At 46.9% G+C, this 25,506-nt stretch carries 32 protein-coding genes; 19 read left to right on the forward strand and 13 right to left on the reverse strand.

Translation table 11 applies throughout. The annotated features are described in order from the left end of the window. Positions 1–13: 13 nt before the first annotated feature. The 4 genes from ACFSUC_RS16680 (at position 14) to ACFSUC_RS16695 (ending at position 2,510) form a co-directional block, all read left to right on the forward strand. Positions 14–592: a histidine phosphatase family protein gene (locus ACFSUC_RS16680; protein ID WP_379930770.1), complete on the forward strand. Its 579-nt coding sequence runs from the start codon at positions 14–16 to the stop codon at positions 590–592. An 82-nt stretch (positions 593–674) separates the two neighbouring features. Next, the gene (locus ACFSUC_RS16685) at positions 675–938 is read left to right on the forward strand and encodes a hypothetical protein (protein WP_379930771.1); all 264 of its coding nucleotides are present in this window, start codon (positions 675–677) and stop codon (positions 936–938) included. A 202-nt stretch (positions 939–1,140) separates the two neighbouring features. After that, complete coding sequence (locus ACFSUC_RS16690; RefSeq protein ID WP_379930772.1) at positions 1,141–1,821, forward strand: Crp/Fnr family transcriptional regulator; 681 nt, start codon at positions 1,141–1,143, stop codon at positions 1,819–1,821. Between the two features lie 254 nt (positions 1,822–2,075). Then, positions 2,076–2,510, forward strand: coding sequence for a small multi-drug export protein (locus ACFSUC_RS16695; RefSeq protein ID WP_379930773.1), 435 nt, complete (start codon positions 2,076–2,078; stop codon positions 2,508–2,510). A gap of 195 nt (positions 2,511–2,705) precedes the next feature. On the opposite strand, the gene ACFSUC_RS16700 is transcribed toward ACFSUC_RS16695, so the two are convergent. Further along, positions 2,706–4,055, reverse strand: a complete 1,350-nt coding sequence (locus ACFSUC_RS16700; protein ID WP_379930774.1) for a methyl-accepting chemotaxis protein — start codon at positions 4,053–4,055, stop codon at positions 2,706–2,708. A gap of 575 nt (positions 4,056–4,630) precedes the next feature. Between ACFSUC_RS16700 and ACFSUC_RS16705 the strand changes: the two genes are divergently transcribed. Continuing rightward, complete coding sequence (locus ACFSUC_RS16705) at positions 4,631–6,088, forward strand: SulP family inorganic anion transporter (protein ID WP_379930775.1); 1,458 nt, start codon at positions 4,631–4,633, stop codon at positions 6,086–6,088. Between the two features lie 153 nt (positions 6,089–6,241). On the opposite strand, the gene ACFSUC_RS16710 is transcribed toward ACFSUC_RS16705, so the two are convergent. Next, positions 6,242–6,664, reverse strand: coding sequence for a universal stress protein (locus ACFSUC_RS16710; protein WP_379930776.1), 423 nt, complete (start codon positions 6,662–6,664; stop codon positions 6,242–6,244). A gap of 112 nt (positions 6,665–6,776) precedes the next feature. Then, complete coding sequence (locus tag ACFSUC_RS16715) at positions 6,777–6,971, reverse strand: hypothetical protein (RefSeq protein ID WP_379930777.1); 195 nt, start codon at positions 6,969–6,971, stop codon at positions 6,777–6,779. Positions 6,972–7,190: 219 nt separating this feature from the next. Here ACFSUC_RS16715 and ACFSUC_RS16720 point away from each other — a divergent pair, with 219 nt between their 5' ends. Both ACFSUC_RS16720 and ACFSUC_RS16725 read left to right on the forward strand, forming a co-directional pair. Next, positions 7,191–8,081, forward strand: a complete 891-nt coding sequence (locus ACFSUC_RS16720; protein WP_379930778.1) for an aldo/keto reductase — start codon at positions 7,191–7,193, stop codon at positions 8,079–8,081. Positions 8,082–8,276: 195 nt separating this feature from the next. Further along, a complete protein-coding gene (locus ACFSUC_RS16725; protein ID WP_379930779.1) occupies positions 8,277–8,591 on the forward strand; it encodes a hypothetical protein in 315 nt (104 codons plus the stop codon). 4 nt (positions 8,592–8,595) lie between these two features. On the opposite strand, the gene bluB is transcribed toward ACFSUC_RS16725, so the two are convergent. Next, on the reverse strand, positions 8,596–9,270 hold the full coding sequence (bluB, locus tag ACFSUC_RS16730; RefSeq protein ID WP_379930780.1) for a 5,6-dimethylbenzimidazole synthase: 675 nt from the start codon (positions 9,268–9,270) through the stop codon (positions 8,596–8,598). Positions 9,271–9,402: 132 nt separating this feature from the next. Here bluB and ACFSUC_RS16735 point away from each other — a divergent pair, with 132 nt between their 5' ends. Next, complete coding sequence (locus ACFSUC_RS16735; RefSeq protein ID WP_379930781.1) at positions 9,403–9,963, forward strand: hypothetical protein; 561 nt, start codon at positions 9,403–9,405, stop codon at positions 9,961–9,963. 126 nt (positions 9,964–10,089) lie between these two features. Here the strand turns inward: ACFSUC_RS16735 and ACFSUC_RS16740 are convergent, their stop codons facing one another. Continuing rightward, on the reverse strand, positions 10,090–10,443 hold the full coding sequence (locus tag ACFSUC_RS16740) for a DsrE family protein (protein WP_379930782.1): 354 nt from the start codon (positions 10,441–10,443) through the stop codon (positions 10,090–10,092). Positions 10,444–10,674: 231 nt separating this feature from the next. Between ACFSUC_RS16740 and ACFSUC_RS16745 the strand changes: the two genes are divergently transcribed. Beyond that, on the forward strand, positions 10,675–10,977 hold the full coding sequence (locus tag ACFSUC_RS16745) for a hypothetical protein (RefSeq protein ID WP_379930784.1): 303 nt from the start codon (positions 10,675–10,677) through the stop codon (positions 10,975–10,977). A gap of 22 nt (positions 10,978–10,999) precedes the next feature. Here ACFSUC_RS16745 and ACFSUC_RS16750 read toward each other — a convergent pair whose 3' ends face one another. Together ACFSUC_RS16750 and ACFSUC_RS16755 are read right to left on the reverse strand one after the other, a co-directional pair. Continuing rightward, positions 11,000–11,527 carry a hypothetical protein gene (locus ACFSUC_RS16750; RefSeq protein ID WP_379930786.1) on the reverse strand — a complete coding sequence of 176 codons (528 nt, stop codon included), beginning with the start codon at positions 11,525–11,527 and terminating at the stop codon, positions 11,000–11,002. After that, positions 11,524–12,000 (reverse strand): hypothetical protein, encoded by a 477-nt coding sequence (locus ACFSUC_RS16755; RefSeq protein WP_379930787.1) that lies wholly within the window; start codon positions 11,998–12,000, stop codon positions 11,524–11,526. Before ACFSUC_RS16755 ends, ACFSUC_RS16750 begins: the two co-directional genes overlap by 4 nt. A 223-nt stretch (positions 12,001–12,223) precedes the next feature. Between ACFSUC_RS16755 and ACFSUC_RS16760 the strand changes: the two genes are divergently transcribed. From ACFSUC_RS16760 to ACFSUC_RS16775, 4 genes are all read left to right on the forward strand, one after another. After that, positions 12,224–12,592, forward strand: a complete 369-nt coding sequence (locus ACFSUC_RS16760) for a P-II family nitrogen regulator (protein WP_379930788.1) — start codon at positions 12,224–12,226, stop codon at positions 12,590–12,592. Beyond that, positions 12,592–13,896 carry an ammonium transporter gene (locus tag ACFSUC_RS16765; RefSeq protein WP_379930789.1) on the forward strand — a complete coding sequence of 435 codons (1,305 nt, stop codon included), beginning with the start codon at positions 12,592–12,594 and terminating at the stop codon, positions 13,894–13,896. The genes ACFSUC_RS16760 and ACFSUC_RS16765 overlap by 1 nt, the downstream gene beginning before the upstream one ends. 189 nt (positions 13,897–14,085) lie before the next feature. Beyond that, on the forward strand, positions 14,086–14,925 hold the full coding sequence (locus ACFSUC_RS16770) for an undecaprenyl-diphosphate phosphatase (RefSeq protein ID WP_379930790.1): 840 nt from the start codon (positions 14,086–14,088) through the stop codon (positions 14,923–14,925). 341 nt (positions 14,926–15,266) lie between these two features. Then, a complete protein-coding gene (locus tag ACFSUC_RS16775) occupies positions 15,267–16,565 on the forward strand; it encodes an NAD(P)/FAD-dependent oxidoreductase (protein WP_379930791.1) in 1,299 nt (432 codons plus the stop codon). Here the strand turns inward: ACFSUC_RS16775 and ACFSUC_RS16780 are convergent. After that, positions 16,544–17,911 carry a DUF2252 domain-containing protein gene (locus tag ACFSUC_RS16780; RefSeq protein ID WP_379930792.1) on the reverse strand — a complete coding sequence of 456 codons (1,368 nt, stop codon included), beginning with the start codon at positions 17,909–17,911 and terminating at the stop codon, positions 16,544–16,546. The two genes, ACFSUC_RS16775 and ACFSUC_RS16780, sit on opposite strands and share 22 nt — an antisense overlap. Before the next feature lie 232 nt (positions 17,912–18,143). Here ACFSUC_RS16780 and ACFSUC_RS16785 point away from each other — a divergent pair, with 232 nt between their 5' ends. The 3 genes from ACFSUC_RS16785 to ACFSUC_RS16795 all read left to right on the forward strand — a co-directional run bounded on the left by ACFSUC_RS16785 (position 18,144) and on the right by ACFSUC_RS16795 (position 20,651). Further along, complete coding sequence (locus ACFSUC_RS16785; protein ID WP_379930793.1) at positions 18,144–19,790, forward strand: glycoside hydrolase family 13 protein; 1,647 nt, start codon at positions 18,144–18,146, stop codon at positions 19,788–19,790. A 123-nt stretch (positions 19,791–19,913) separates the two neighbouring features. Continuing rightward, positions 19,914–20,315 (forward strand): hypothetical protein, encoded by a 402-nt coding sequence (locus ACFSUC_RS16790; protein WP_379930794.1) that lies wholly within the window; start codon positions 19,914–19,916, stop codon positions 20,313–20,315. 72 nt (positions 20,316–20,387) lie between these two features. Next, positions 20,388–20,651 (forward strand): metal-sensitive transcriptional regulator, encoded by a 264-nt coding sequence (locus ACFSUC_RS16795; RefSeq protein WP_379930795.1) that lies wholly within the window; start codon positions 20,388–20,390, stop codon positions 20,649–20,651. A gap of 234 nt (positions 20,652–20,885) precedes the next feature. Here the strand turns inward: ACFSUC_RS16795 and ACFSUC_RS16800 are convergent, their stop codons facing one another. After that, positions 20,886–21,179, reverse strand: a complete 294-nt coding sequence (locus ACFSUC_RS16800; protein ID WP_379930796.1) for a DUF3817 domain-containing protein — start codon at positions 21,177–21,179, stop codon at positions 20,886–20,888. Positions 21,180–21,496: 317 nt separating this feature from the next. Here ACFSUC_RS16800 and ACFSUC_RS16805 point away from each other — a divergent pair, with 317 nt between their 5' ends. Beyond that, positions 21,497–22,360 carry an EamA family transporter gene (locus tag ACFSUC_RS16805; protein ID WP_379930797.1) on the forward strand — a complete coding sequence of 288 codons (864 nt, stop codon included), beginning with the start codon at positions 21,497–21,499 and terminating at the stop codon, positions 22,358–22,360. Between the two features lie 208 nt (positions 22,361–22,568). Here the strand turns inward: ACFSUC_RS16805 and ACFSUC_RS16810 are convergent, their stop codons facing one another. The 4 genes from ACFSUC_RS16810 to ACFSUC_RS16825 all read right to left on the reverse strand — a co-directional run bounded on the left by ACFSUC_RS16810 (position 22,569) and on the right by ACFSUC_RS16825 (position 24,240). Next, positions 22,569–22,904 (reverse strand): hypothetical protein, encoded by a 336-nt coding sequence (locus ACFSUC_RS16810; protein ID WP_379930798.1) that lies wholly within the window; start codon positions 22,902–22,904, stop codon positions 22,569–22,571. A gap of 207 nt (positions 22,905–23,111) precedes the next feature. Next, complete coding sequence (locus ACFSUC_RS16815) at positions 23,112–23,681, reverse strand: manganese catalase family protein (RefSeq protein WP_379930799.1); 570 nt, start codon at positions 23,679–23,681, stop codon at positions 23,112–23,114. 39 nt (positions 23,682–23,720) lie between these two features. Continuing rightward, positions 23,721–24,002 (reverse strand): spore coat protein CotJB, encoded by a 282-nt coding sequence (locus tag ACFSUC_RS16820; protein ID WP_379930800.1) that lies wholly within the window; start codon positions 24,000–24,002, stop codon positions 23,721–23,723. Then, positions 23,989–24,240 (reverse strand): spore coat associated protein CotJA, encoded by a 252-nt coding sequence (locus tag ACFSUC_RS16825; protein ID WP_379930801.1) that lies wholly within the window; start codon positions 24,238–24,240, stop codon positions 23,989–23,991. The genes ACFSUC_RS16820 and ACFSUC_RS16825 overlap by 14 nt, the downstream gene beginning before the upstream one ends. A 231-nt stretch (positions 24,241–24,471) precedes the next feature. On the opposite strand from ACFSUC_RS16825, the gene ACFSUC_RS16830 reads away from it, so the two are divergent. Together ACFSUC_RS16830 and ACFSUC_RS16835 are read left to right on the forward strand one after the other, a co-directional pair. Beyond that, positions 24,472–25,164, forward strand: a complete 693-nt coding sequence (locus ACFSUC_RS16830; RefSeq protein ID WP_379930802.1) for a hypothetical protein — start codon at positions 24,472–24,474, stop codon at positions 25,162–25,164. Beyond that, positions 25,164–25,433 carry a hypothetical protein gene (locus tag ACFSUC_RS16835; protein ID WP_379930803.1) on the forward strand — a complete coding sequence of 90 codons (270 nt, stop codon included), beginning with the start codon at positions 25,164–25,166 and terminating at the stop codon, positions 25,431–25,433. Before ACFSUC_RS16830 ends, ACFSUC_RS16835 begins: the two co-directional genes overlap by 1 nt. The last annotated feature ends 73 nt before the right edge of the window (positions 25,434–25,506 follow it).

Here is a 25,506-nt window from a genome sequence, read left to right on the forward strand (position 1 = left end):
GGGTGCGGGAGAGATGAGTAGAATCGGATTAATCAGACATGGCAGTACGGAGTGGAACCTGTTGGGAAGAGCACAAGGGCATTCGGATATTCCACTGAATGAGAAGGGGTTGGATCAGGCCGGTCGTCTTGCCGCAAGGTTGGCACAGGAAAAGTGGGATTTGGTTGTGAGCAGTGATTTGCAAAGAGCCCAGCAGACTGCCCATGCGGTAGCGGAGGCGCTCGGCATTCCGGAGGTGATTCTGGATCCGAGGTTGCGAGAAATGCATGGCGGACAGATTGAGGGGACGACTGAGGAAGAACGGATTGCCAAGTGGGGCGAAAACTGGCGAGATCAAGAACTCGGCATCGAGCAGCCGGAAGCATTAATCGAGAGAGGTACCGCCTGTATGGAGGACTACATCACCCAATATCCGGATCATGCCATTTTGTTTGTCAGTCATGGTGCGATTCTCGGACACTGCATTCGTACGCTCATTCCTGATGAAGATACCCGTGCCAAGCTGGAAAATACGTCCCTCACGATACTGGAGCGGAATCAAGCAGGCTGGCACTGTGAACGGTATAATTGCGCCTTGCATTTAACGGATTAAATGACATCGCTTTGATTCGATTGCACTTGATTTGAATTGAATTGACTTGGCATTGTCTTGGAGCGTAGGGGGGGGGATGACCGTGAATTTATGGTTTACTTTGATTTTGTTGATTGCCATCATCATCTGGCTTCCGATCCAGTTTTTTCGGCATTTTGTTGCTGTTCAGGTTATGTTTATGATTAGCTGGATTCTTATTTCCTTCTTTCAAGGGACAGGTTGGGAAGGATTCGTGCATTTCCTCATTCCCCTATGGATTGCTAGCTCGCTAATTGCCTTATATATGCTCGTCATGGAAAGAATCGAGACGGAGAGTGACAAGCACAATAAGACCTATCATGACTAATTTGGATCATTCTTAATGAATCAACACTGACAATTGACATGTAAATACAGAATGGCGTTCCGCAGGATGACGTTTCCTTCCAATGCGATGGAAAGAGCAGGTGGAATAAGCTCTGATCATTGGCAGGCAGGTTTTTGGCATGGTACAATACTTCTATGGGTATGACAGCATGCCCATACCGAAATGTGGAGGAACGCCATTCATGAATAAATTATGGTACTTATCTAAAATCGATATTTTTGAAGTGCTGTCGGATGCCGATCTGGAAGAAATCGATCGGATGGCACCGATGACTCATTTCAAGGACATAAAAAAAGGGACGGTTCTTCAATCTCCTGAAGAAGGTGAATCTGGTCTTTTCTTCATTAAAAAAGGCAAGGTGCGCTGTTATCGCCTGCATGAAGATGGCAAACAATTTACGGCGAGTATACTTGGACCGGGCAATGTATTTGGCAAGATGAACAGCTTTTCCTTTGGAACCAGTGATCTCTATGTGGAAACGATGGATGAAACGCTGATTTGTTCCGTTCTCCAGGATGATTTTGAGCAATTTTTGCTTAAACGACCCCAACTTGCCATACGTATGCTGAAGGAACTCAGCGACCGATTGCAGGAACGGGAAGAATTGCTGGAAAAGCTCGCACTGGGTGACTTGCGAGATCGGACACTGTATCTGTTCCACAAGCTTGCCAGTCAATTCGGGATACAGGAAGAAGATTATCATCGGATTGATGTACCGTTGTCCCATCAGGAAATTGCCAATATGATTGGCGCGACCAGGGAATCGGTCAGTGTACTGATGAAGGAGCTTGCGCAAGAGGGCCTGATCAAGACAGGCAGGCAAAAGGTATGGTTGCTAAATGAAGCGATGCAAACCTCGTAATGGATGATGCAAGCTTCGTCCTGGATGATGTAATGCGTAACAGACGAGAAGAAGGGGGCAGGGTTTTGAGACCTGCCTTTTCCTATGTAATCCATCACCTTCCCGGACATCCCTAATCTGATGCCTGGAGATGCAAGGACATCACTGGTTAGATCCAGACCTCTTTAAGCTTCTGATGACATAGACATCACAGAAATCCGTACATTTCACTAGACCTTCATTGATCCCAAGGCATCCATGAAAAGGAGAAAGACATGCTCGAATATATCACGTTGATGGGTACGGCCTGGTTTATCGGCTTCTTTCCAATGTTTGAAATTTATCTGGCCATTCCGAGCACGATGGTGATGGGATTGGACCCGGTGTCGGCTGTGGTATGGTCGTGTATCGGAAATTTTACACCCATTCCGTTAATCGCTTATTTCTATGATTTTCTATGTCGCTTTCCCCGGATCGGGAAGTGGCTGAACAAAATGGCCAATCACAAATACCAGCCGCAGGTGGAAAAGCGCGGCGCCATTGCGATTATGTTATTTACCCCACTGATCGGATCATGGGCCGTGGCTGTGCTAGGCAAGGCGGTGGGCATGTCCAGATCGACCCTGCTGATTTTCTCTGCCATCAGCATCGTCGGCTATGGGATCATCATTGCTGTCCTGACTGTGCTCGGCGTAGATCTGGTCACGTAATCGGAGTACGTGAAGGTTGTGAACGGAGTGAAGTGGAATAGTAATGAGCTCACGCGAAACTGTGCTAAACCGCGCGAAGTCATGCGAAGCCGGACAAAGCCAGACGAAGTCGTGTGCAAAAGAGGCCCCCGTTGCGAGAACACAACGGGGGCTAAAAGTTTAGTCCATATCAATGAAATGGAAAGTTCAATATCATTAGCTCTTCGCAGTTAGCTTCGTCAAGTGATCAATGAGCTGCTCCAGGTTTTCCATGCTTTTCACAATGTCATGAACTTTCGTGTCCTGCTCTTCCACATTTGCTAAAATTTCTTGAACAGAAGCACTTGATTGCTCCGTTAAACTTGAGATCGTGACGATTTCATTTACGATATCGGACGAGGCGCTACGAAGTGAAGATGTCTTTTCTACCACTTCTGTAGCTTGCTCCATCACCATCTCTGCATTGCTCTCTATTTGGTTGAAAATATGTTCCGTTTCAATGGCGGACGACTTACTATGGTTATTGGCAGCCATCCCTCTTTGCACTTGTGTGGTCAATAATTCAATATTTTGGTGAATATCATTCAAAATCGAAGATATCTCGCCAGTCGAAGTCATGGAATTATCGGACAGCTTTCTAACTTCTTGCGCGACCACAGCAAATCCCCGTCCATGTTCTCCCGCGCGAGCTGCTTCAATTGCTGCATTTAAGGACAACAAATTCGTTTGATTCGATATGTCTGTAATCGCTTTCACAATGGTGGAAATTTGTGAACTTTGTTTGTGAAAGGCCTGCATGGTCGCATCAAGCTCTGTCATAATATGATCTACGTGTAATATTTTTTCTGTCATATCTTTCACTTGATTGCCGCCTTGAACTGTATAAGCCGCTGTTTCCTCGATCCTTTTTTTCATTTGCTCTGCATTTTGAGCAACGGTTAAAATACTTTGATCGGATACGTGCATGGACTCGTTCATTTCTCCTATACTCACAGCTTGCGCTTCAACCCCTTTTGCAACTTCAGCAAAGCTCTTGGTCACTTCACTTGTAATTCGACCGGTCTGCTGAGTGTTGACTTGCAGGTTAGAGCTGAATTGATTAAGTCTGACAACGGCATCTTTAATATTTTGAAACACATCATCCATCTGCTGCTTGGATGCCTCGACCTCTTCCGTTCTTCGTTGTATTTGTCCGAATAATCGCTCAAACAGAACATTGATCGTAATGAGAACGCCGTAGTCCGCGATGACGAGCATGTTGGTTAATACAAAATCTCCGGTTCGGGGGAGTTCCGTGAAATCCATGCCATTCACTAAACCAATATTCACCAAAATTAAGACGGCGATGGCATCAATCAAAATAATCTTGTAATTGGGATAAAGCATGAGCAGGATCGCAAACGACATATTCGTAATTAAGTATGTACTTTCCATGTTCTGTGTAAGTCCATTTGCTTGCATGATGATCGCTAACAACAGGACCACGTATTGAAAATAATGGATGAACTTCTTTTTATGATTCACATAGAACATTCCAGCGACGAGCAATGTTAATCCGATGTTCACGATCAGTGTTCCTGTATCTTTTTCAAAAAAAATAAAGAGAATCCAAAAAAGGAATGTGGCAAACGATAGAATCCAGGTTATCACAATATTCCGCTGTAGATAAATCTTGTCCTTTAAACGCATGGCATGACCACCTTATTCATGTATTTTGTGAGAGTTTGTTGCACTTATTACCGTATATTCGACAAAATTCAACCAAAACCTCTGTAAATCAGTCCATTTTTCATACTGACTATGAATTTCCTCATTGACTTGAGGATCATTCTGATTATTTTTGAAAGCGAAATGAAAAAATATGGATCTAAATATAGTAAGGGAAGAGAAATGGAATGAGATAGGTGAGAAAAATGGAATGAGATAGGGGAGAAGTGCGAAAATTGAAGTATTCATACGCATATGAAAGAAATGGCTGGTTTTAACCGCTTTATTTGTCTGTGTTTCTGCTCGTTTTTTTGAACAGGCTTCTGTATAATTAGAAATTGTGTGAAACGGCTCTGATTGTTCTGCAAGAGGACAATCGCATGTAAAGTTAAGGTAATTAGAAATAAACATTCATCCAACAAGGGGGAACAAGTTTGTCAACAACAACTACATTTAAACAATCGTGGTTCTCGAACACTCGTGCAGACGTGCTGTCCGGCATCACGGTCGCGCTGGCGCTTATTCCAGAGGCCATCGCGTTTTCAATTATTGCCGGTGTGGACCCGATGGTCGGTCTTCATGCGTCTTTTTGTATTGCGGTTATTATTGCCTTAGTCGGTGGGAGACCGGGCATGATCTCTGCTGCTACGGGTGCAATGGCATTGCTCATGGTGACACTGGTCAGTGATCATGGCATCGAGTATCTGTATGCGGCAACGATTTTAACAGGTATCATTCAATTTTTATTTGGTATCTTAAAAGTAGGCCGACTCATTTCTTTTGTCCCGCATTCAGTGATGACGGGTTTTGTGAATGCACTGGCCATCCTCATTTTTATGGCCCAGTTGCCTCATTTTAGTGGACAAGGCTGGCAGATGTATCTCCTGGTCGCGGTCACTTTGCTTATTATTTATGTGCTTCCACGATTTACGAAAGCTGTGCCTTCTGCCCTGGCGGCGATTATCGTGATTAGCATCGCGACGATCATGCTCGGATGGGGAGTCAGCACGGTAGGGGATATGGGGAACTTGACGAGCACATTGCCGCTGTTCCATTTACCATCTATTCCTCTGTCGCTGGAAACACTATGGATTATCTTACCTTATTCCTTGTCTCTGGCAGTAGTCGGCATTCTGGAATCCTTGCTGACAGCGACGATTGTAGATGATATGACCGATACGAAGAGTGATAAAAACCGCGAAGTGCGCGGACAAGGTTTTGCAAATTTCATTACCGGATTTTTCGGTGGTATGGCGGGTTGTGCCATGATTGGGCAATCTGTGATTAACGTCAAATCTGGCGGCAGAACCAGACTGTCTACGATGGTAGCAGGTCTGTTTCTCTTGTTCCTGATTATGGTGGGCAGTCCGATCGTAAAAGAAATTCCGATGGCCGCTCTGGTCGGTGTGATGTTCATGGTGTCGATCGGAACCTTTGACTGGTCTTCCTTGACCCGAATTCGTTCCATTCCGGCGGCAGATTCACTCGTGATGGTGGTAACCGTCTCGATCGTGGTGGCCACACACGATTTATCCAAGGGTGTGCTGGCAGGGGTGGTACTTAGTGCCATGATCTTTGCCTGGAAAATGGCAAAAATCCGTTCCGCGGTTCGTACCGAACAGGACGGAAGTAAAACGTATGTCATTTCAGGACAGATGTTTTTCGGTACAATGAATCATTTTGTAGACCTGTTCCAGTTTCAGGAGGACCCAGACCAGATCACGATTGATTTCAGTCAATCTCACATTTGGGACCAGTCGGCTGTGATGGGCATCGGCAAAGTCATCTTGAAGTATCAGCAGTTTAACAAGAAGGTCACGATTACGGGACTGAATGAAGAGAGCCAGCTTCTTGTAGACAAGATTGGTCTGACGGCGACCTCTGGTCATTAACCATAATCGCGTACGGTTTAAGATGTTAAAGTGAAGGTACACCCAGATGCCAAACATTACAGGACGTATTATAGATAAAGCGCAGCTCCTCTGAAGCAGGACTGCGCTTTTTTTGGATATATTTTCGGTTGTATAATTCGGTTGTATAAGTGCTTATTTGACGATCAGAACCGGGCATTTGACTTCATGTGCGACCTGATTGCTGACACTGCCGAGAACAAATTCCTTGAACTTGTTCAACCCGCGGCTGCCAAGGATCAGCAAATCAAAAGCTTCGGTTTCAGCTTTGTGTATAATTTCTGCTGCAGGGTCACCGAGTGCCACTTCCACCTGAAATGGAATGCCAGCCTCCCTGAAATTGCACTCTGTCCTCGTAATGTGCTGATGGGCTTCATCCTCCAGCATGGACTTGATATCGAACTGACTTTTGATCAGATGTCCACGAGAAAGAGAAGGTGTGACATGAAATAAAGTAACATGTGCACCCGGAAATTGTCTGGCTAGGTTCAAGGCGTGTTCAGACGCCCGGTTCGCGTGGGCAGAGCCATCTGTTGCGACGAGAATTCGAGAATACATATCGCTCACGATCCTTTACGTACGTGTTTACCGCATTCTCTCATAGAGCGAATGGAAAGTAAAGGATATTTATCGCTTGCCATCAAATGTTCATGGATCGTATGGAAGATGCTTAATGATGCTGTTTGGGTCGCAGAAATAACTGTCTCAGCATATAGACCCATCCGGTACGTGCGACCACTGTATCGGTATGACGCTCGGTATGCGGAGAGGGTGTGTTAGATTGAAGAGGTTTCTGCTGGGCATTTTGCAATTCATGTTTGGCTTTGGACAAGGCTTCCATTCTGTATTTTGTTTCAAAAATCATCCTGGCCACCCCTTATCGTATGAATGTAGAAAACGCTTACAAGTATTATACCTGACTGCAAATGGGAGTTCAATAACAGATTGGGAAACATATGAAGACGAAAGGTCTTACAGTGATCTTAACCATCTTCACTGGAATTGATACATGCAAATAATCCTGTGCGATACACGCGGGGCTATGGTAAAATAAGCTAGACAATCATCAAAAGGAGATAAGCAAATGCCTATACCTAAAAATCAGTTTGGCAAGATGACCAAACATGTGACGAAACTTGGCTTTGGTGCAGGTCATATCGGCGATCCTGCCCAAATGGATGATCGTACAGCAGAACAATTGCTTCATTCGGTACTGGATGAAGGCATCAACTTGATTGATACAGCAAGAGGGTACGGCATTTCGGAAGAGCGAATCGGGCAATTTATCTCCCATCGTCGGGATGAATATGTCCTCTCTACGAAGGTAGGATACGGGATTGACGGGTTTGAAGATTGGACCGGAGCCTGTGTGGAGGCCGGGGTAGACCGCGCACTGAAAGTGATGAAAACCGATTATCTCGATATCGTACATCTGCATTCCTGTCCTGTAGAGACCCTGAAACAGGGAGATGTTATCGAAGCGCTGCTCAAAATGGCAGAGCAGGGAAAAGTCATTAATGCGGCATATTCGGGTGAAAATGAAGCGCTGGATTGGGCGGTTCAAAGCAAAGCCTTTGCCAGCATTCAATGCTCGATTAACATTGCAGATCAGCAAAGTATCCGTCAGGTGTTGCCTGAGACGATTGCGCAAGGACTCGGCGTAATTGCGAAGAGACCGCTTGCCAATGCACCTTGGCGCTATTCAGAGCAGCCTGTGGGAGAATATTGTGAGACGTATTGGCTTCGTTTAAAGGAAATGGGACTGGCGCCAGGGGAGCTTAGCTGGAATGAGCTGGCCTTGCGATTCACGGCATTTACGGAAGGTGTACACACTTGTATCGTCGGTTCTTCGAAACTGTCGCATATTCGTGAACATATTGCCAACATTCAAAAGGGACCATTGGACGCGAATCTCTATGCGGCTGTACGCCAGTCTTTTGAAAAAGTTGGAGCAGATTGGAAAGGCGAGATATAGTCAAGGATCATCTGGCACCAATCCTACATAATGATGAGCCAGCGTGGTGATGCTATGGAAAAAATTGAAAATTGCTCAAACTGTGGACAGCTTAGCCGTGTTAATCATCGGGAACTGTGTCCGTCGTGCAATCAGAACTTAGACTTGAATATGGCTCATATCTTGAGATATTTGCGTGATTACAGGAATGCGAATGTGGAAGAGGTTAGTCAGGCGACCCGAGTTCCCATAGAGACCATCCGAAAATACGTGATGGAAGGGCGGATTCTGACGCATGAGTATCCAAATTTGGCCTATGCGTGTTATTTTTGTGAGGAGTTAATTACGAAAGGTTATCTATGCAAGGTGTGTGCGACCAAATTCCTGATGGAATTTCAGGAAGTGCTTATGAAGGAAGGATACACATCTATTGATGACTACGTAAAGCGCAGTCAATCTGGCAAGCGAATTCCTGCATTGGATCGCTATGTGGTCGAGAGCAAAAATACCCGAAAGAAAGCACAGGGTTAAAAGGTTAAGATTTTTTCGGTGATATCTGCTGTTGTTGACCCCATTGATTGTCAAAGACAAGCTGTTGAAGAGATCTTCGCTTCTCCCAGTCCTTCAGCTCCAGGATGGGTTTGTCCGGGTAATCATCGGTATAGCCCAGCGAGATTAATGCCATTGGATCGATATGGTACGGGATTTGCAGCAGGGTGCGAACATCAGCTTTTTTATAAAAGCTCACCCAGCCCATTGCTACGCCTTCCGCATAAGCAGCCAGCCACATATTCTGGATGGCGCAACTGACCGACATGCTGTCAGTTTCCGGAATGGAATTACGACCCAGAACATGATCCCCGCCACGCGTTGGATCACAGGTCACACAAAGGGTCACCGGAGCTTCGAGAATACCGGCAATTTTCATTTCGAGAAAGGTAAGTTCCCGTCCTGTCCCTTCATAGTGAATGGCCAGGGCTCTCTTTTCCTTCTCCACTGCATGGGCCAGCGAGACCTTGACGGCCGGGTCCTGAATGATGATGAAATTCCAGGGCTGCATCAGTCCGACAGAAGGGGCCTGATGCGCTGCAAGCAACAGTTTGTCGAGGATTTCGGGTGGAATCGGATCGGGCAAAAAGCTTCGAATGTCCCTGCGTTGTGAGATCGCTTTATAGACGCCTGCTTTTTCCTGTTCGGTCAATCGATGCATGCTGACGGCCTCCTGTCCCACCGAAACTGGTTTTATCATATCATATGCGAATCCAGTCGCAGAAGGGATCGCAGGATCAATTTTTGTCGGAAATGAAATGATTCTCAGGAAGCAGTTCATGGAGGAATATCTGTGAAGGAGGTCATGTATATGTCGGGCGGCAGTAAATTTCTCATGACGGTGCTGGTGCTTCTGACCTTGGTGGGTGCCTTTTCAACGAGTGATAGGTTGTTTTTCATCCTTTTAATTGGGACATTGGGGTCTGGCGTGTTGTACTATTTGTCTATCATTGTGCATCAAGTCAGGCAAATGAACATCCGAATGCTGGGTTTGCCTCTGACGAATGCGCAGATCGATACGATCATTCAGCATTCGCCAACCTTTACGATCGAATCGGATGATTTCGACGTTCATGAGCCCTTTAGCCTATATGCCTTGTGCGTTATCGACGGGGAGTCCTATCTTTCTGTTCGTGTGTTTACCAAGTATGTTCAGATCACAGAATATGAGCTTGTATTTGAATGGCCGGACTTGCCTGCAACCATCATTCATTGTGAGAATCAATATGTGACAGGCGCCAGCGCATTTGAGCATGTCATAGAGCGCTATGTGTCCTGTTCGGCGTTAGGACTGAAGATGGAACGAGAAGGTAATGTGCTGAAGCTGAGTATGAATAAACAAATGACTAAATAAGCGAACCGACATAAATGAAACCGATATTGACGTATCGACATAAACGTATCGACATAAACGTATCGACATAAACGTATCGACATAAATAAAACCGACGCCTAGATACTGGCGTCGGTTTTCACTTGCTTATAGAATGATGATTTCGTAGTCTTCGCTAACCAGTTGGGCAATGCTGGGATGACCGCCTACATCTCCGATCGACTGCAAACCTGATGAGGATACAGACTCGTTAACACCATACGCATTCGCACAGAACTCACATACGCCTTCAATCACGCCGAGTTCTTTGACTTGTTTATATAATGGATTGAATTGGTTTTCCGGATCTTCGAATTTTTGTACCCATGCTGTTCCAGCTCCGTCAAAAATCACTTTCACCTGATGGCCAGCTTCATGCAGTTCCTGCGAATAGAGCAGGCTGTGCAGAGCTTTGGCTCCTTCTTGTTCTCCAGCATGTACGAAAATGGCTACCTTTTTCATAATTAATTCTCTCCTTTTATCTATGAGTTGGGGTTGCATGTGATTCGCAACTGCATTGATCATACCAATTCCTTTCACAAACTTCTGTAATGTATCTTACATAAAGTAAGTGAATGAGGAGAAAGTGAGAATGGAGTGAGGATGATCATGGCACTCGGCGGCTTTAAACAGTATAATTGTGTTCAACTCGACCTATCTTATACATAATCAACGGAAAGGGCTGTGAACAGAATGGAATGGAATTTTTTATTTCGCATTGACCATTTGAATGAGACAGGAGAAGAGCGAAACCTCAAAGGGCTGCTCTTTACGGCAGATGAACAGCCTCCAACCGTAGAGGCGATACAGGGTTTTCTGAAAACGTGCGGCTATCAGGTGGAGGTAGAAGATCCGCAACAGCTCGTTTTTAAAGACCCCAATCCGGAAGATCCAGTAGAGATTCGAATTGTACGGCTGGATGATGAGCAAGAGGAAAAGACCGATATGATCGTTCGAAAGATTGCAGAGCAGTTTCAGAAACGAAAAGGATGGTAGAAGATGAAAGCTTCACGGCGCATTATGGCTGTGAAGCTTTTTGTTTGGCAGAACGGGATGCTCCTTGCGCATCCAGCTGTTTCAAATACATATAGTAGAGGCCGGTTATGGTTTGAATGATCAGAAAAGACAGTACATTATAAGATTCTTTGTATCCATTCTGGTAATGTGTCATCCCCATGTAGGTGGAAAATATTTGTGTCACCATCGATAGCACGGTCCAGCCAAGCACATACAGGAAGAAGGTCTGCTTCTGGATGTTCCACGCATCGTAAAAATAAATGAACAAATAGCTGAACGGCGCAAACATGAAGTAGGTCATCAAGTCAAACCATTCGTATCGATCTGAGTCATTGACCACGAAGTAGTCCAGCAGGCCACCGCCAATGGTGAAGTTGATCAGAATCACGGCGCAAAATCCCCATAGCAGGCTTAACACGACATAACGGGCCGGAATGCGGTGGGGGAGCAGGAAGATGAGGAGATATCCCGCTATGAGCCCGATGAGAATCGACCACTCGTTCTGATCAAATTGCTGCCATAAGATCATTTGATTCCCTCCGTCTCCTTCGGTATCCACGTCTGATAACCCCGATGCAAGATCATGACAAGGCTCATCAATAGAACCAGATACAGTAGGTCGTAACCGGTATTCCACTGCTCATAACGCAACAGTTCGTAGGCAGTTGAGATCCATTGAATGACAAGGAGCAGTAACAGACTGCCAGCGATAGTCCAAAGCTTGCGAGACCAGCTCGATGCGCTGGCTATCCAGTTCAGTACAATGACAAATACGGTCGGGATTAAAATGGTTCGCTGAATGAGATAGGCTGCATAGGTCATCGGATGTTCAGTAACGGTAAACCATTTCAGTTCTTCGCCTGCAATCCAGGTAAAATTGATGTGGAGTACGAGTACAAGCAGAAAAATAAACGTATTCTCGATGACGGTCCAGTGCTTATTTAAGCCATACAGATAAAATACAGCCAACCAGGCTAATGTGAAAAAGACGACGAGGGACATCGAAAGGCCTCACTTTCATCGAACATGCACTTGAGGCTAATATCTCCAGCGAAATCGAAAAACATACTGAATTCAAATAGGTAATTATCTAACCTTATATGTCAGGTAATCGGCATAGTAGAAAAAATCGTTGACGAATCGACTAAAAAATGTGATATTTAAGAGGTGTGTTTTGTTTTCATTCATAAGATGTTAACTATACTAACAGAAAAGGGTGGGCGACGTGAAGAAGATCGAAGCGATTCTTCGCCCTCAAAAACTGCATGATACGATTCGGGCACTGCATGCAATCGGTGTAACAGCTTTTACGGTGAATCAGGTGGTTGGCAGAGGGCAGCAAAAGGAAAAAAGCGGGGTTTATCGGGGACAAAATTACAAAGTGAGCTTGCATCCAAAAGTGAAATTGGAAATTGTCACTTCAGATTATAAAGTTGAGCAGACTATTCAGGCGATTGTGGCCTCCGCACAAACGGGTGAAGCAGGCGATGGCAAAATCTTTGTTTCCACGATTCTGGAAGCGTATAACATTCGAACGGGTGAAACGGATGAAACCATCGATGAACTACATCAACCTGAGGAGGAGAAGGCATAATGGAATTGATCCATTTAAATACAATCTGGGTGGTATTGGCGGCTGCCATGGTATTATTCATGGAAGGCGGGTTTGCCTTGCTGGAGGCCGGACTCGTCCGAACAAAGAACGCGGTTAACGTTACAATGAAAATATTTGTCGATCTGACAATCGGTGCATTGGCCTTCTGGGCCATTGGGTTTGGCTTCATGTTTGGCGATGATGCAGGCGGATGGATTGGGCTGTCTCTATTCGGATCTCCGGAGTCGATTGATCTGGGCATGGATCTGCCCTCGGCTGCGTTTGTGCTCTTTCAGCTCGGGTTCGCGGTTGCGTGTATCTCCATCGTGTCCGGTGCGGTAGCTGAGCGCATGAACTTCAAGGCGTATGTGATTATTGCGGCTCTGATTGCCATGGTGTTGTATCCCATTTCGGGTCACTGGGTATGGAACGGGGATGGCTGGCTGGCTCAATTAGGAATGAAGGACTTTGCAGGTTCAGCGGTCATCCATGCGCTTGGCGGGGCTGCCGCGCTGTCGATTGCCTGGATATTGGGTCCGCGGAAGGGAAGATACCGTGATGGCAGTGTTAACGTATTCGCCCCGAGTAATATTCCGCTGGCGGCATCGGGTGTGTTTATTTTATGGTTTGGCTGGTTCGGCTTTAATGCCGGAAGTACACTGAATGCAGCGGACGGGATGCTGTCATCGATTGCGCTTAATACGATGCTCGGAGCTGCTGCGGGCGGAACTTCTTCCATGCTGTATACGATGTTCAGATATGGCAAGACAGACCCGAGTATGGTGATGAATGGGGCGCTGTCCGGTCTGGTCGCGGTGACAGCTGGCTGTGCGTTCATCTCACAGTGGTCTGCGATTGTGATCGGATTGATTGCCGGACTCATCGTCATCTTTGCTACGATTTTCATCGATTCCATTCAGGTAGACGATCCGGTCGGTGCAGTAGCTGTACATGGATTTAATGGGGTATTCGGGACGATTGCACTCGGATTGTTTGACATGGAGGCTGGGCTGTTCACGACTGGTCAGACCGAGCTGCTGATCGCACAGGTGGTCGGCATTGTCGCGATTGTGGTATGGGGATTTGGCGGTGGTGCCGCCATTGCTTACCTCGCGAAAGTGACGGTTGGACTGAGAGCCAGTGCAGAAGAAGAGGACGAGGGTCTGGATATGGCTTATCACGGTATCCCGGCATACAATGAACTGGATCGTTTCTCGGAAACGACAAAAGCCCTTTATGATTTTGAGGCATCAACGGGAGTTTCCATTCAGGAGACGAAGGAATTTCTCAATCCGAAGGTGTAGGGAGAAAAATAGGGTACCAGGTTCAGGCATTCGCGAATCGATGCGAATGCCTGATTTTTCATCAGTTTGTTTACATAATGAAATTATGATAAACCAAAAGAATCTATACACATGCCCAGTTTGGTTGTATCATACATTCATATTAAAGAAAGGGACAACCGGTGAGTTTTGGTACGGGCTTGTCTATTCATGAGAGAGAAAGAAGTGGATGCGATGTTGGGCGAATGGTTACAAGCGATCATATTGGGTATTGTGGAAGGATTGACGGAATTCCTGCCTATTTCTTCAACCGGGCATATGATTGTAACGGCGTATTTGCTCTCTTTTGAGGGCGAGAAAGCGAAGACGTTTGAGGTGGTGGTTCAACTTGGAGCCGTGTTAGCCGTTCTGATTCTGTATATAGACACCTTTAAGCGCATGTTGGTTGAATGGATGCCATTTCGTAGACAGAAAGTAGCCTCGACTGGCAGGATCACGCTCATTCATGTCGGATTGGCGATGGCTCCGGCTGTGATAGTCGGTCTTGTGCTGCATGACTGGATCAAGACGTATTTGTTTCAGCCTTCCACGGTGATGATCGGTCTTGTATTGGGCGGATTACTGATGATTGTGGCCGAGAAGAAGCAAGGGACCATTCACGCACATGAGCTGGATCAGATTACGCATCGCCAGGCACTTGGGATTGGATTGTTTCAATGTCTTGCCCTGTGGCCAGGCTTTTCACGTTCTGGCTCTACGATTTCTGGTGGCATGCTGCTGGGTACGAGTCAAAAGGCGGCAGCAGAGTTTACCTTTATCGTGTCGGTTCCCATTATGCTTGCGGCCACAAGCCTGGATGTATGGAAAAGCCGTGAATTTCTGACTTTGCACGATTTGCCGCTGTTTCTGATCGGTTTATCTGTATCGTTTATGGTAGCGATGCTGGCCGTCGTAACTTTTTTGAAATGGATTAAGCGTCTCAAACTCAGTTGGTTTGCCTATTATCGTTTTGTATTAGCAGGGTGTATCGCCTGGCTGATCTACTTTTAACTCGCATCTTATGGAAGCACTGACGATTTATCACGGCTGTCTGTATATTCTAAGGCTGGCTAGAAAAAATATGAACAGACCTGTAAGCATGGGGTTTGAAGCAGTTTGAAGCGGATTGAAGTCGGTTATATGGGCTTTTAACATTTCATGAAGAATGTTTGCTGGCTGGATGGCGTCTGGAAGGGCAGCAGTCAGGGGTGTGGATGGTGTCATGGAGCTTTATTTGAAGATTGTTTGAAGGTACAGGAAATGGGGTATGGCTCTGGTATAGCGCAGGATGGACTTCGTTGGTCATTCGTTGGCCATCTGTGTGATTATGCGTAGCGAAGGCGGAGATCGAGATGCAATTGAATGTGGGAACTTTGCTGTGGCCATCCATGCAACAAGTGCCGACCTATCCGGTACTGTCGGAATCAATGGAATGTGAGGTATGCATCGTAGGCGGAGGCATTACAGGAGCCTTGCTTGCTTATGTGCTGTCCAAGGCCGGACATGAAGTGGTGCTGGTGGAGCAGAATGAAATTGGCAGAGGAAGTACGGCCGCCAATACAGGCTTGCTTCAGTTTATGAATGATAAATCCCTGCTTTCCTGTATACACACCTACGGAGAAGAGAATGCCGTTACGTTCTACAGGTTGTGTCAGCAGGCTGTTGAACAGTTGGGCGTAATGACTGGCGAGCTTGTGGAACAGGTAGATTTCACCTCGCGAAACAGCCTCTATATGGCAAGCGACGCCCAGGATACGCATGCACTGAGAGCTGAATATGAAACACTGCTCAAGCATGGATTTCCGGTGAAGTGGCTGGACGAAGAGATGATTGCCCAACAATTTCCTTTTTCGAGAAGCGCGGCGATCTGGACGGAAGGGGATGCGGAAGTGAATCCATTCCAGTTCACCCATGCACTGGTGCGAACGGCGGTTCAACGATATGGCCTACGCGTCTATGAGCGTGTACAGATCATCTCCTATGAGAACGAGCAAGGATATAATCGATATACGTGCAGGCCGAGCCAGACGGAGGACAAAGGGGAAGAAGGAATTGAGGACAAAAAATCTGCCAAAGAGCAGGAAAGCTACTCTCTGACAGCAAAATGGACGGTATTTACAACCGGATATGCGGCCCAGCAATGCAAGAAGAATAAGCCAGCCGAGCTGCTGAGCACCTTCGCCATGGCAACGGAGCCGATTGCCCATCTCGATCGCTATGTGAATCCATGTCTCATCTGGGAAACAGCCAGGCCCTACCACTATATTCGGACAACAGCTGATGGCCGCATTTTGGTGGGTGGTGAGGATGAGCAGGTGACCTCTGTACAAGAGCGCGAGACGAGGCTGATCCACAAGCAGGAGAAGCTGCTGCAGTTTCTGTACACGCTCTTTCCGGATATCGCTTCAATGGGCGTCCAGTCTGCCTATTCGTGGGGCTCTATCTTCGGGGTGACGAGAGACGGGTATCCGTTAATCGGTTATCAGAAGCATATGCCGAATAGTGTCTTTTGTCTGGGGTATGGTGGCAACGGGACGGTCTACAGCATGATTGCGGCCAATATGGTTCGGGATCTGCTGGATGAAGGCAGCCTTCCACATGCCGAAATGTTTCAGTTTCATCGCAAACGTTACGCGTCTGTCCCTTCTTGAGACGGTTTTTCTTCTTGCTCAAAGGTGTTCAACCAGTCACAGAAAATATCGTAATCTTCATGGATCTGACTGGCATATGTGCGCGACCAGAGTGAGATGCGACGATAAAAGCTGTTCACATCATCACCAATGGCTTTGAGAATTTCATCTTCACTATGATAATCCAGCAGCCCGTGAGCAAGATCGGCGTCGGCACGTGCATGAATTTTCGCAGTGATTTTGCCCATCCAGTGCAAGGTTTTTGTGAACCCTTTGAAATGCTTGATGCGATCGGCCTTCACTCGTTTCTTGTACGGGGAACGCTCCCGAATGTAAAAATGGCGGTCCGCCAGACTTGTATAGCCCAAATAGGCATCGGCCTCATGGTGCATGGCTTTTTGGGTAGTGATCACGCGGGCTCCCTGGTGCAGGAATTGTTCCCAGAACGATTCGTTATGAGGCAGGAGGAATGCCGGGATCGGAGCACGTACCTCTTTCATTTCCAAGATGACGTCATCCTGTGCATCCAGTGTTTCGCCACCTTCTATTAAAAGGTAATAACGGTCGAGACCGATGGAGGCCGTGCCGGAGCCATGTTTGACGGCCATGTCCTTGATACGGTAGCAAGCCTCATCTTGTCGCAGTTCCGGATCAATCGTCTCCACATATTGTTCCCATTGCTTCAAAATAGCTACCCGTTCTTCCGGAGATACAGGATGTAATTCATCGGTATGGACAAACTGTCGATGATGTTCCACGCTGGAGGTAATGCCGGTAAGCAGATGGTTTTGCTGCCGCTGTTTGAGCTTTCGCAGCACTTTGCGAATGGGACCATTCGTGTTGTCTTCAGTGAATTGCAGCGTAGACGGGTCTTCCAGGCGTTGTCCGAAGCGCTGCATTTGTTTTACATAGGCCTTTAGATAAGTGGTAATTGCTTCATCCTGTTCCTGATCAGAAAAACCATGTAGTTCTGCAACGAGGACAATGCTTGCACTCATGCGCAAAATATCATATAAGTACGAACCGAGATAACCTTCGTCAAAATCATTAACATCATATACCATGTCGCCTGCTTCCGACCGAAAGCCTCCGAAATTCTCGAAATGGAGGTCTCCCTGAATCCAGGTCGGGCATTCTGGCGGGGTGTGGTAAATAAAAGGGGTACGGGTAACATCATAATAAAATAAATACGCACTGCCGCGAAAAAATCGAAACGGGTTTTCCGCCATTTTTATGTATTTGTTCATTCGCTTTTCGTGGGACAGTTGCATAAGCTCTCTGTCGAATTCCTCCAGGATGGTATGCAAAGCCTGACGCCGCAATTTCATCCTCGTCTGCTTGATTCGTTCAGGTGCATAATAGACCATGATTTCATTCCCCCTGTTCCGGTTATACGACCCTTTTTCCGGCATGTTCCTTTCCTTGCATGAGATATCCAGTTTTCATTGATTATCTTATCGAAATGGTCAATATAGTACAAGCATTCCTTTATAATTAGACCGTGCGCAGATAGCTTGTCCGCCGTATACTGAAAGCAATGTAACAGGATAAGATCCGAGCAAGACCTATGCGACCATAACAGATGATGAGGTGAAGAAAATGAAGCATACGTGGTGGAAGGAAGCGGTGGTCTATCAAATTTACTGGCGAAGCTTTTATGATACGAACGGGGACGGATACGGGGATATTCGTGGCGTGATCGAGAAACTGGATTATATCCAGTCTCTGGGTGTAGATGTCATTTGGCTGAATCCGGTCTATGCCTCGCCTGATGCAGATAATGGCTATGATATCTCTGATTACGAAGCCATTATGCCCAAGGCTGGCACGATGACAGACTGGGAGGAGTTGCTGGCGCAGATCCATATGAGGGGAATGAAGCTGATTATGGATCTGGTTGTGAATCACACTTCCGATCAGCATCCTTGGTTTGTAGAATCTCGCTCATCCCGGGACAACCCGAAACGGGACTGGTACATTTGGCAGGACGGCAAGGGAGAGAAGCAAAACGAGCCTCCCAATAACTGGCGTTCTTACTTCACCCCTTCGGTATGGGAATGGGATGAACGAACAGAACAATACTATTTTCACGGGTTTGCTACCGAGCAGCCGGACCTGAACTGGCAAAATCCAGAGGTCAGACACGCCATTTATGCCATGATGCGATTCTGGCTCGATAAAGGAATAGACGGTTTTCGACTGGATGCCATTGCGTTGCTGGCGAAAAAGGAAGGATTTCCGGATGCCGAAGAACCATCAGATATTCGATATTTGTGCAATAACCCGGGCATCCATGCTTACCTGCAGGAAATGAACCGGGAGGTCTTGCAGCATTATGATATCATGACGGTCGGTGAGGTGGCTTTCGTGGGACCGGAGGAAGGACTGCAATATGTGCATGAGGATCGGGAGGAACTGCACAGCCTGTTTCACTTCGAAGTAGCCGATGAGATGCCGCGATGGGATCTGGTGCGCTTCAAGCACATTCAGACCAGATGGTATGAGGGGTTGAAGGAAAAGGGATGGAACTCGCAATTCCTCAACAATCACGATCATACCAGGCTGGTTACCCGATACGGACATGACGGCGAGTATCGGGAGGCTTCGGCTAAATGCTTTGCCACGCTGCTGCATACCTTGCCAGGAACTCCTTATATTTACCAGGGTGAAGAGATTGGGATGACTGGGGTGACCTATGATACCATTGATGCTTATCAAGATATTGCGATGCGGAACAAATATGCCGAAGAAGTTGGCAAAGGTCGAAATCCAACACAGGTTCTTGCTGAGTTGCAGCCACTAAGCCGGGACAACTCCCGTACGCCGATGCAATGGAATACGAAGAAGCATGCGGGTTTCACAACCGGAGAGCCGTGGCTGCCAGTGAATCCGAACTATCCTCATATTCACGTAGAAGAAGCGCTGGAGAATCAGGAATCTGTTTTCTATTATTATCAGTCCCTGATTGCACTGCGTAAACAGCACCCTGTCATGATCTATGGCGATTATGAAGATCTGTCTGGTGATCACCCGTCCCTCTATGTATATACGAGAACGTATGAAGGAGAAAAGTGGCTGATCATGCTGAATACATCGGACCAGCCTGTCCGATTCGAATTGCCAGCCTTGTATGGTTGGCAGATCAAGCATTGTCTGCTCTCCAACGATACGAAAGCACAACATATACAGCGTCTAGATGAGCAACTGATGCTCCAGCCTTACGCCGCAGGCATCTATTCGCTATAACAAGTTGACAATTTCATGCGGTCGTTTTATGATAGGTATACCCGACGGGGTATACCTTTTTCGGTTTGCTGAACGATCTGAGCAGATTGAAGCAAACCGCATATCAGCGAGGTGATCAAGAAGATGAGACCACCATTGGTACCTATGCACGATTGGAACCAATTGATACATGAAGACAACTTGGCCCAGATCATTGATTTGCGTGAAGCCATGGATGTCCAGCAGAACCCGCTTCCGTTCAAGACGACTCATATTTATAAAGGAAGACTTCGGCATGTATGGAAGAAAGACGTGGTGTCTGATCGTCAAACGATCTTGATTCTGACCGGTACGTCCATGCATGTGCTGAAAAAGGCAGCAAACTTTCTACACAAACAAGGCTATACCCACATATATGTCACCATGATCTGCCGCAATGGACAAGACCGCACGGAACAATGGGAACGCGGACTTTGGCAGAGATGGAAGCCGTTTTTCAAGCTGCAGCGTCCTTGTGTGTGTCAGCAGGACGGTTCGTTAAGTTAAGATAAATGACGTAAGATAAGTGACGTGAAGGAAAGTAGAGTGAAAATGAGATCCAACGAGAGAGGAGGACCGATGATGAAGTATGATGATGATGTAAAAAGAAGACTGAAACGGGTGGAAGGTCAGATTCGCGGTGTGCTCAAGATGATGGATGAGGACAAGAACTGCAAGGATGTGGTCAGTCAGTTGTCCGCAGTTCGAAGTGCAGCGGATAAAGCCATTGCTTATATCGTGGCCACCAATCTCGAAAAATGCATTTTGGAAGAGCAGGAATCTGGACAAGATACCGGAAAGCTCGTACAGGAAGCTGTGCAGCTTCTGATGAAGAGCAGATAAGACAGAGCGTGTTTTTAAACTTGAGTGATGCTTGAGTGATGAATTTGAAATGAATAGAAATAGATGGAAATAGGTAGGAATAGATGAAAAGCTCTCGCGATCCCGGAAGGGAAACGGAGAGCTTTTGTTTGTGTTATCTCGCTTATTATCTCGTTTAGTTTGTGTGACCGTTTGTGTCACGGAGATGAAAAGGTGAGAATAGTGGGTGTGATGGCACCTCAGATAACTACTAGACTAGGCTTCTTCTCTGCGAAGCTGTTTGTCCAGTACGAAGGTGCCGAAAGGGATAAGGGATGAGACGAATGCCCAAAAACCTCTGAAGATCGACCAGCGATGGACGAACATCACGTGCAGGATCGCGAGGCAGAACAACACAAACAGCAGTCCGTGCAGTGCGCCTGAGATGGAAACGGCAACTGGAAATCCTGCGAAATATTTCAGGGGCATGGCGATGAAGAGCAGGACAAGATAGGAAATCCCTTCAAGCAGTCCGATCAGTCGCAGCCGACCAATAGGTGTATTTTTCATATAAAGATTCATCCTTTCTATTCGGAAACATTTTTTATTTATTTAATTCATGGATGGCATCCGCTTATGTTTTACCTTTAATTATGGATGGCTTACGCATCCGCTTTTGCCTTTCACTCGTGCTTCAACGGTCGGGTGTAATTTTGCCATATGGAATGGGATGCATGATATCAATAGGTCTTATGTTTATTGTAGCGCTTGACACAAGGGCAGCACAAGCAGGTGGCTTTAACGATATTGTGAACGTTCTGGTTGACGAAAGGGCATTTGTTCTGTAGCATGGGAGGAATGAAATCATCGAAGGAGCGGTCATCAGGATGTGGATGTTTTTTGCCTTATGTGCGGCAGGGTGCTTCGGACTTAGAGGAGCGCTGTATCACTGGACGTCGCAGCAGCCCATGAATCGAAATTTAATGCTGTTTGGCGTTTTTGTGACTGGCGCACTAGTTAGTACGGTGCTGGTCTTGTTATCGGGTCAGCAATTCAGCTATGCGGCCATGATCGGGATGTTTATGGGTATGTTTTCGTTTGCCGCGAATGCGAGTATGTACAGGGGGTTTGCAGTCGGGAAAGCTTCTGTCATTGCGATTTTTACCAGTTTGCCACCCGTTGTGGTCGTATCGCTCGCCTATGTCATCTGGCACGAATCGTTGACGTTATGGCAATTGTGTGCGTTTATCGTCATTTTAACCGGCGTCCTGCTGATCCGCTATTCAGGGGATTGGGCAGCGAAAGGGATCGGATGGGGCATTTTAACGATGCTGTTTTTCGGTTTTAATGATTTGACCAGCAAGCAAAGTACGATATTAGAGGCAGATTTGTATCCTACTTTATTCTATATGTTTACGATGGGTAGTCTGTTGTTCGGTCTGTCCTGGCTAGTGGAGAAGAAGCGTTCTGCACACCATCCGCCAGTGGCTGACGGGGAACGAAGCTGGAAGCCGTCTCCGACCTTCTTGTGGGGTATGCTGGTGGGAACGACGAATATTTCAGGCATGATCTTTATTATGCAAGCCTTTCAAGTGGGCATTACCGGTCTCGTCTCTGCGGTTGTTTCGCTGAATGTCTTGCTTATTCTAGTCTATACGAGACTGTATACGAAGGAACGGTTTACGTTATCGGAGATAACCGGCATTCTGTTTTGCCTGAGCGGTGTCTTCTTGCTGCGAACGTTATCCTAGCATCACTTGTTTTCACTTGTTTTCACTTGTTTTCACTTGTTTTCACATGTATTCTCTTGTTCTCATTTGTTTCTATCTATTTTTATACGATATCCGCATAAACGCTTCGAACAGGACAGAAGCCTCCTTATTCAACGCTCGGTTGAAGGGAGGCTTCTTGGCATTTAGCCAGCAGGCACGGGAGGGAGGGTGCCTGAAGATGAATGTCCTAGAGGAAGAAAAATCCGAATGGAAAAGCAACAATGGCTGCAATGGCAGCCAAGGACAAGGCGACAGCCGCAAAGCCAAAACCGTAGCCATAACCATACGGATAATAAGAGACTTTCGCTTTTTTCTTCAGATTGCTTTTTAATTTGGCCTGAGCCGCGTAAACGTTGGTGGGCAAGTTGCCTGGACCATCGAAGGCCTGATCCAAGTGGAGCTGACCGCCTTCACATCTATTGACATGACCAAATACATACGTGCCATCGGTCCGAATGCAACAGACTGGAGACCCGATATACGGGCGCAGTCCTGCCTCTGAAATCGAGTGAATCGGCTGCATGCTGACAACACCTCCTCGTCGAATATAAGAACATCCTGATGCTCTCTTGTTCAACATATGCAGGCGTCACAGCATTTGCATAGATGATTGCAGACGAGACACATAAATTAAGCCAAACACACAGAAGGGTCATGGTCATATGCCACGGCCTGACGTATGCGTATGTATGCAAACGACGAATCCCTCTAGTCCGTGGAATTCTCTTACTCAGAAGATTTTTTTGCTGGACTGGTCTTCCTTGATCATTTCGACCGCTTCACGGAATCGCTGAGAATGGACAATTTCTCTTTCTCGCAGGAAGGTCAGGCTATCCTTCAGGTCCACATCGTCGGTCATGTTGATGAGCCACTGGTAGGTGGCTCTTGCTTTTTCCTCTGCGGCAATATCTTCGTACAAGTCAGCAATCGGATCGCCTTTGGCCTGGAAATAAGTAGCGGTAAAAGGGACACCCGCCGAACTGTTCGGGTAGAGCGCCTTGCCATGTGCAGCATAGTGGGCGCCAAGTCCAGCCTGTTCGAGCTGCTCCGGTGTGGCATCCTTCGTCAGCTTGTAAACCATCGTCGCAATCATTTCCAGGTGCGCGAATTCCTCGGTTCCGATATCGTTGACGATCCCAATCACTTTGTCCGGCAAAGTATACCGCTGATTCAAATAACGGAGTGCGGCTGCCAGTTCACCATCCGCGCCGCCATGCTGCTCGATCAGATACTTGGCCATGTGCGGATCGCATTTGTTGACGCGAACAGGGTATTGCAGTTTTTTCTCATAGATCCACAAGATGCAAACCTCCTTGTCAAGTTGATGATCCCGGGCCCGCTATACCTGCCAGGGCCAAGGTGCTTCCTTCCACACCCATGGATAAGGGGAATAGCTGCAACCGAAATGGTACAAGGGACCGAATGTTTGCTGGAACTGCGCTTTTAAGTTCATGCTTTGCTGAACGAATTGGTTATACTGGGCGATGGCGTCCCGATCATCAGGATGCGTATCGAGGTAGAGGTTTAGATCAACCAGTACAAAATCGACCTCCTGGATTTTCTTCATCCACTCGTCGTACTTCAACTGTTTTTCCTTGGTCCAGGATTCATACGGATTCATCTTCATTCGCCTCCCTTTTCATTTCGGGATAGGCCTGATAAGGGTTGGTATATGGGGCGTAGAGCGCTTTCCAGAGCGTCCCTTTTCGAAGTGCATCCCGGGGCGTGTATTGGGCGAGACGGGGAGGCTGAAATCCCAAATACAGCTGAGGCGGCGTCTCGTATGTGACATAGGGCAACGGTTTGCAAGGGTCCAGCGGGCTGCTGAAGGGAACGTATTTTTTGCGATACGTGTTCATGAAACCAGTCTCCTTTTCTGTAGAATCAGGATGATGCGCTAACTTCATATATATGCCACCGGTTTGTTGAATAAGCCATGATTTTACGTTCGTATGAGAAAGGGTGGCAGGAAAGGACAGGGTTTTTGCCGAAAGATGGTATATGGAAATGATGCAGGTGGCTTCACCGAAATTGTAATGGACATTGGGTCCTCACAGGGTGCGGCAGAAGCAGGAAGGGAGAGAAGAAGGATGACTGTATACCAGAGACGTGTGAAGCAAGCCATTGGCACACAAGCCTGGCAAACGCCAAGACCGAATTCAACTTCCAGATTGAAGAGTACCTCGATGATGCAGTTGATGCAGCTGCAGAAGAAGGTGGGAAATCAGCAATTGAAACGATGGATAGAAGATCGGCCTGATCCCAAGGGACTCACATCGCCAATTCAAAGGATGCTCATTCCGTATACGAGAAAGGACCTCGGGTTCGAGGATACGGGCAAGGAGTTTCTAAAGGAAACCGTTGCGATGGTCAAGTACGCCCGACCAGGCATCTCTGGCTCGGCTAAAATGATCGCAGATTCATTTGGGGATGGAGATAAAGAGGGCAGTTATAAGCATTATGTGCCGCATCATGCCATATTCGAAAAGCTGATGCCGAACATTCAATTTAAAACACGTGAGCAAATTATCGTGTATCTGACGGGTGTGATGAATAAACTGAAAATTAAACCCAGTCCGTTGAAGCCGACGGAGATTCGTGCGGCCTTTGATGCCTGGGTGGAACATGCGGTGGAGTCGATATGTGATTATGGCGGGAATTTGTATCGATGGTCAACGTCGAGTGGAGACGGCAACGGGACGAAGGTGGATGCCCCGACAGGCAATCCGAAGCTGCTGAATCGGCTGGAAACACATAAAAAGCTGCTTTACGGCGCCCTGTAATGAAGCCGCCGAAACGCCGCCGTAAAGGATATGTGCTGAGTGTAACCCTGCTGATGGGGATGATTTCAGTCTTCTGGTTGCTGACTTCTGCTTATTGGCATACGGCCTCCAATGAATCAGACCCATTGAACGAATATGGGCAGTTGGATCGGTTGCATGAAACGGTGCAGGTGTCGTTTACGATTGATTTGCTGGAAATTGCGATGTATGGTGTAGCGGCTGGCATGATCGTATATCTGTTCTTACAATGGCGGAGAAGAAAAGGGTAGTGGATGGAGAGGGAGCTTGCGAAGTAAAGGAAGCAGGGCATGCAGATCCAGAACTGGCGATTCAGGTGAATCA

The sequence above is a fragment of the Marinicrinis sediminis genome (genome assembly GCF_042685085.1).
Taxonomy (GTDB): domain Bacteria; phylum Bacillota; class Bacilli; order Paenibacillales; family KCTC-33676; genus Marinicrinis; species Marinicrinis sediminis.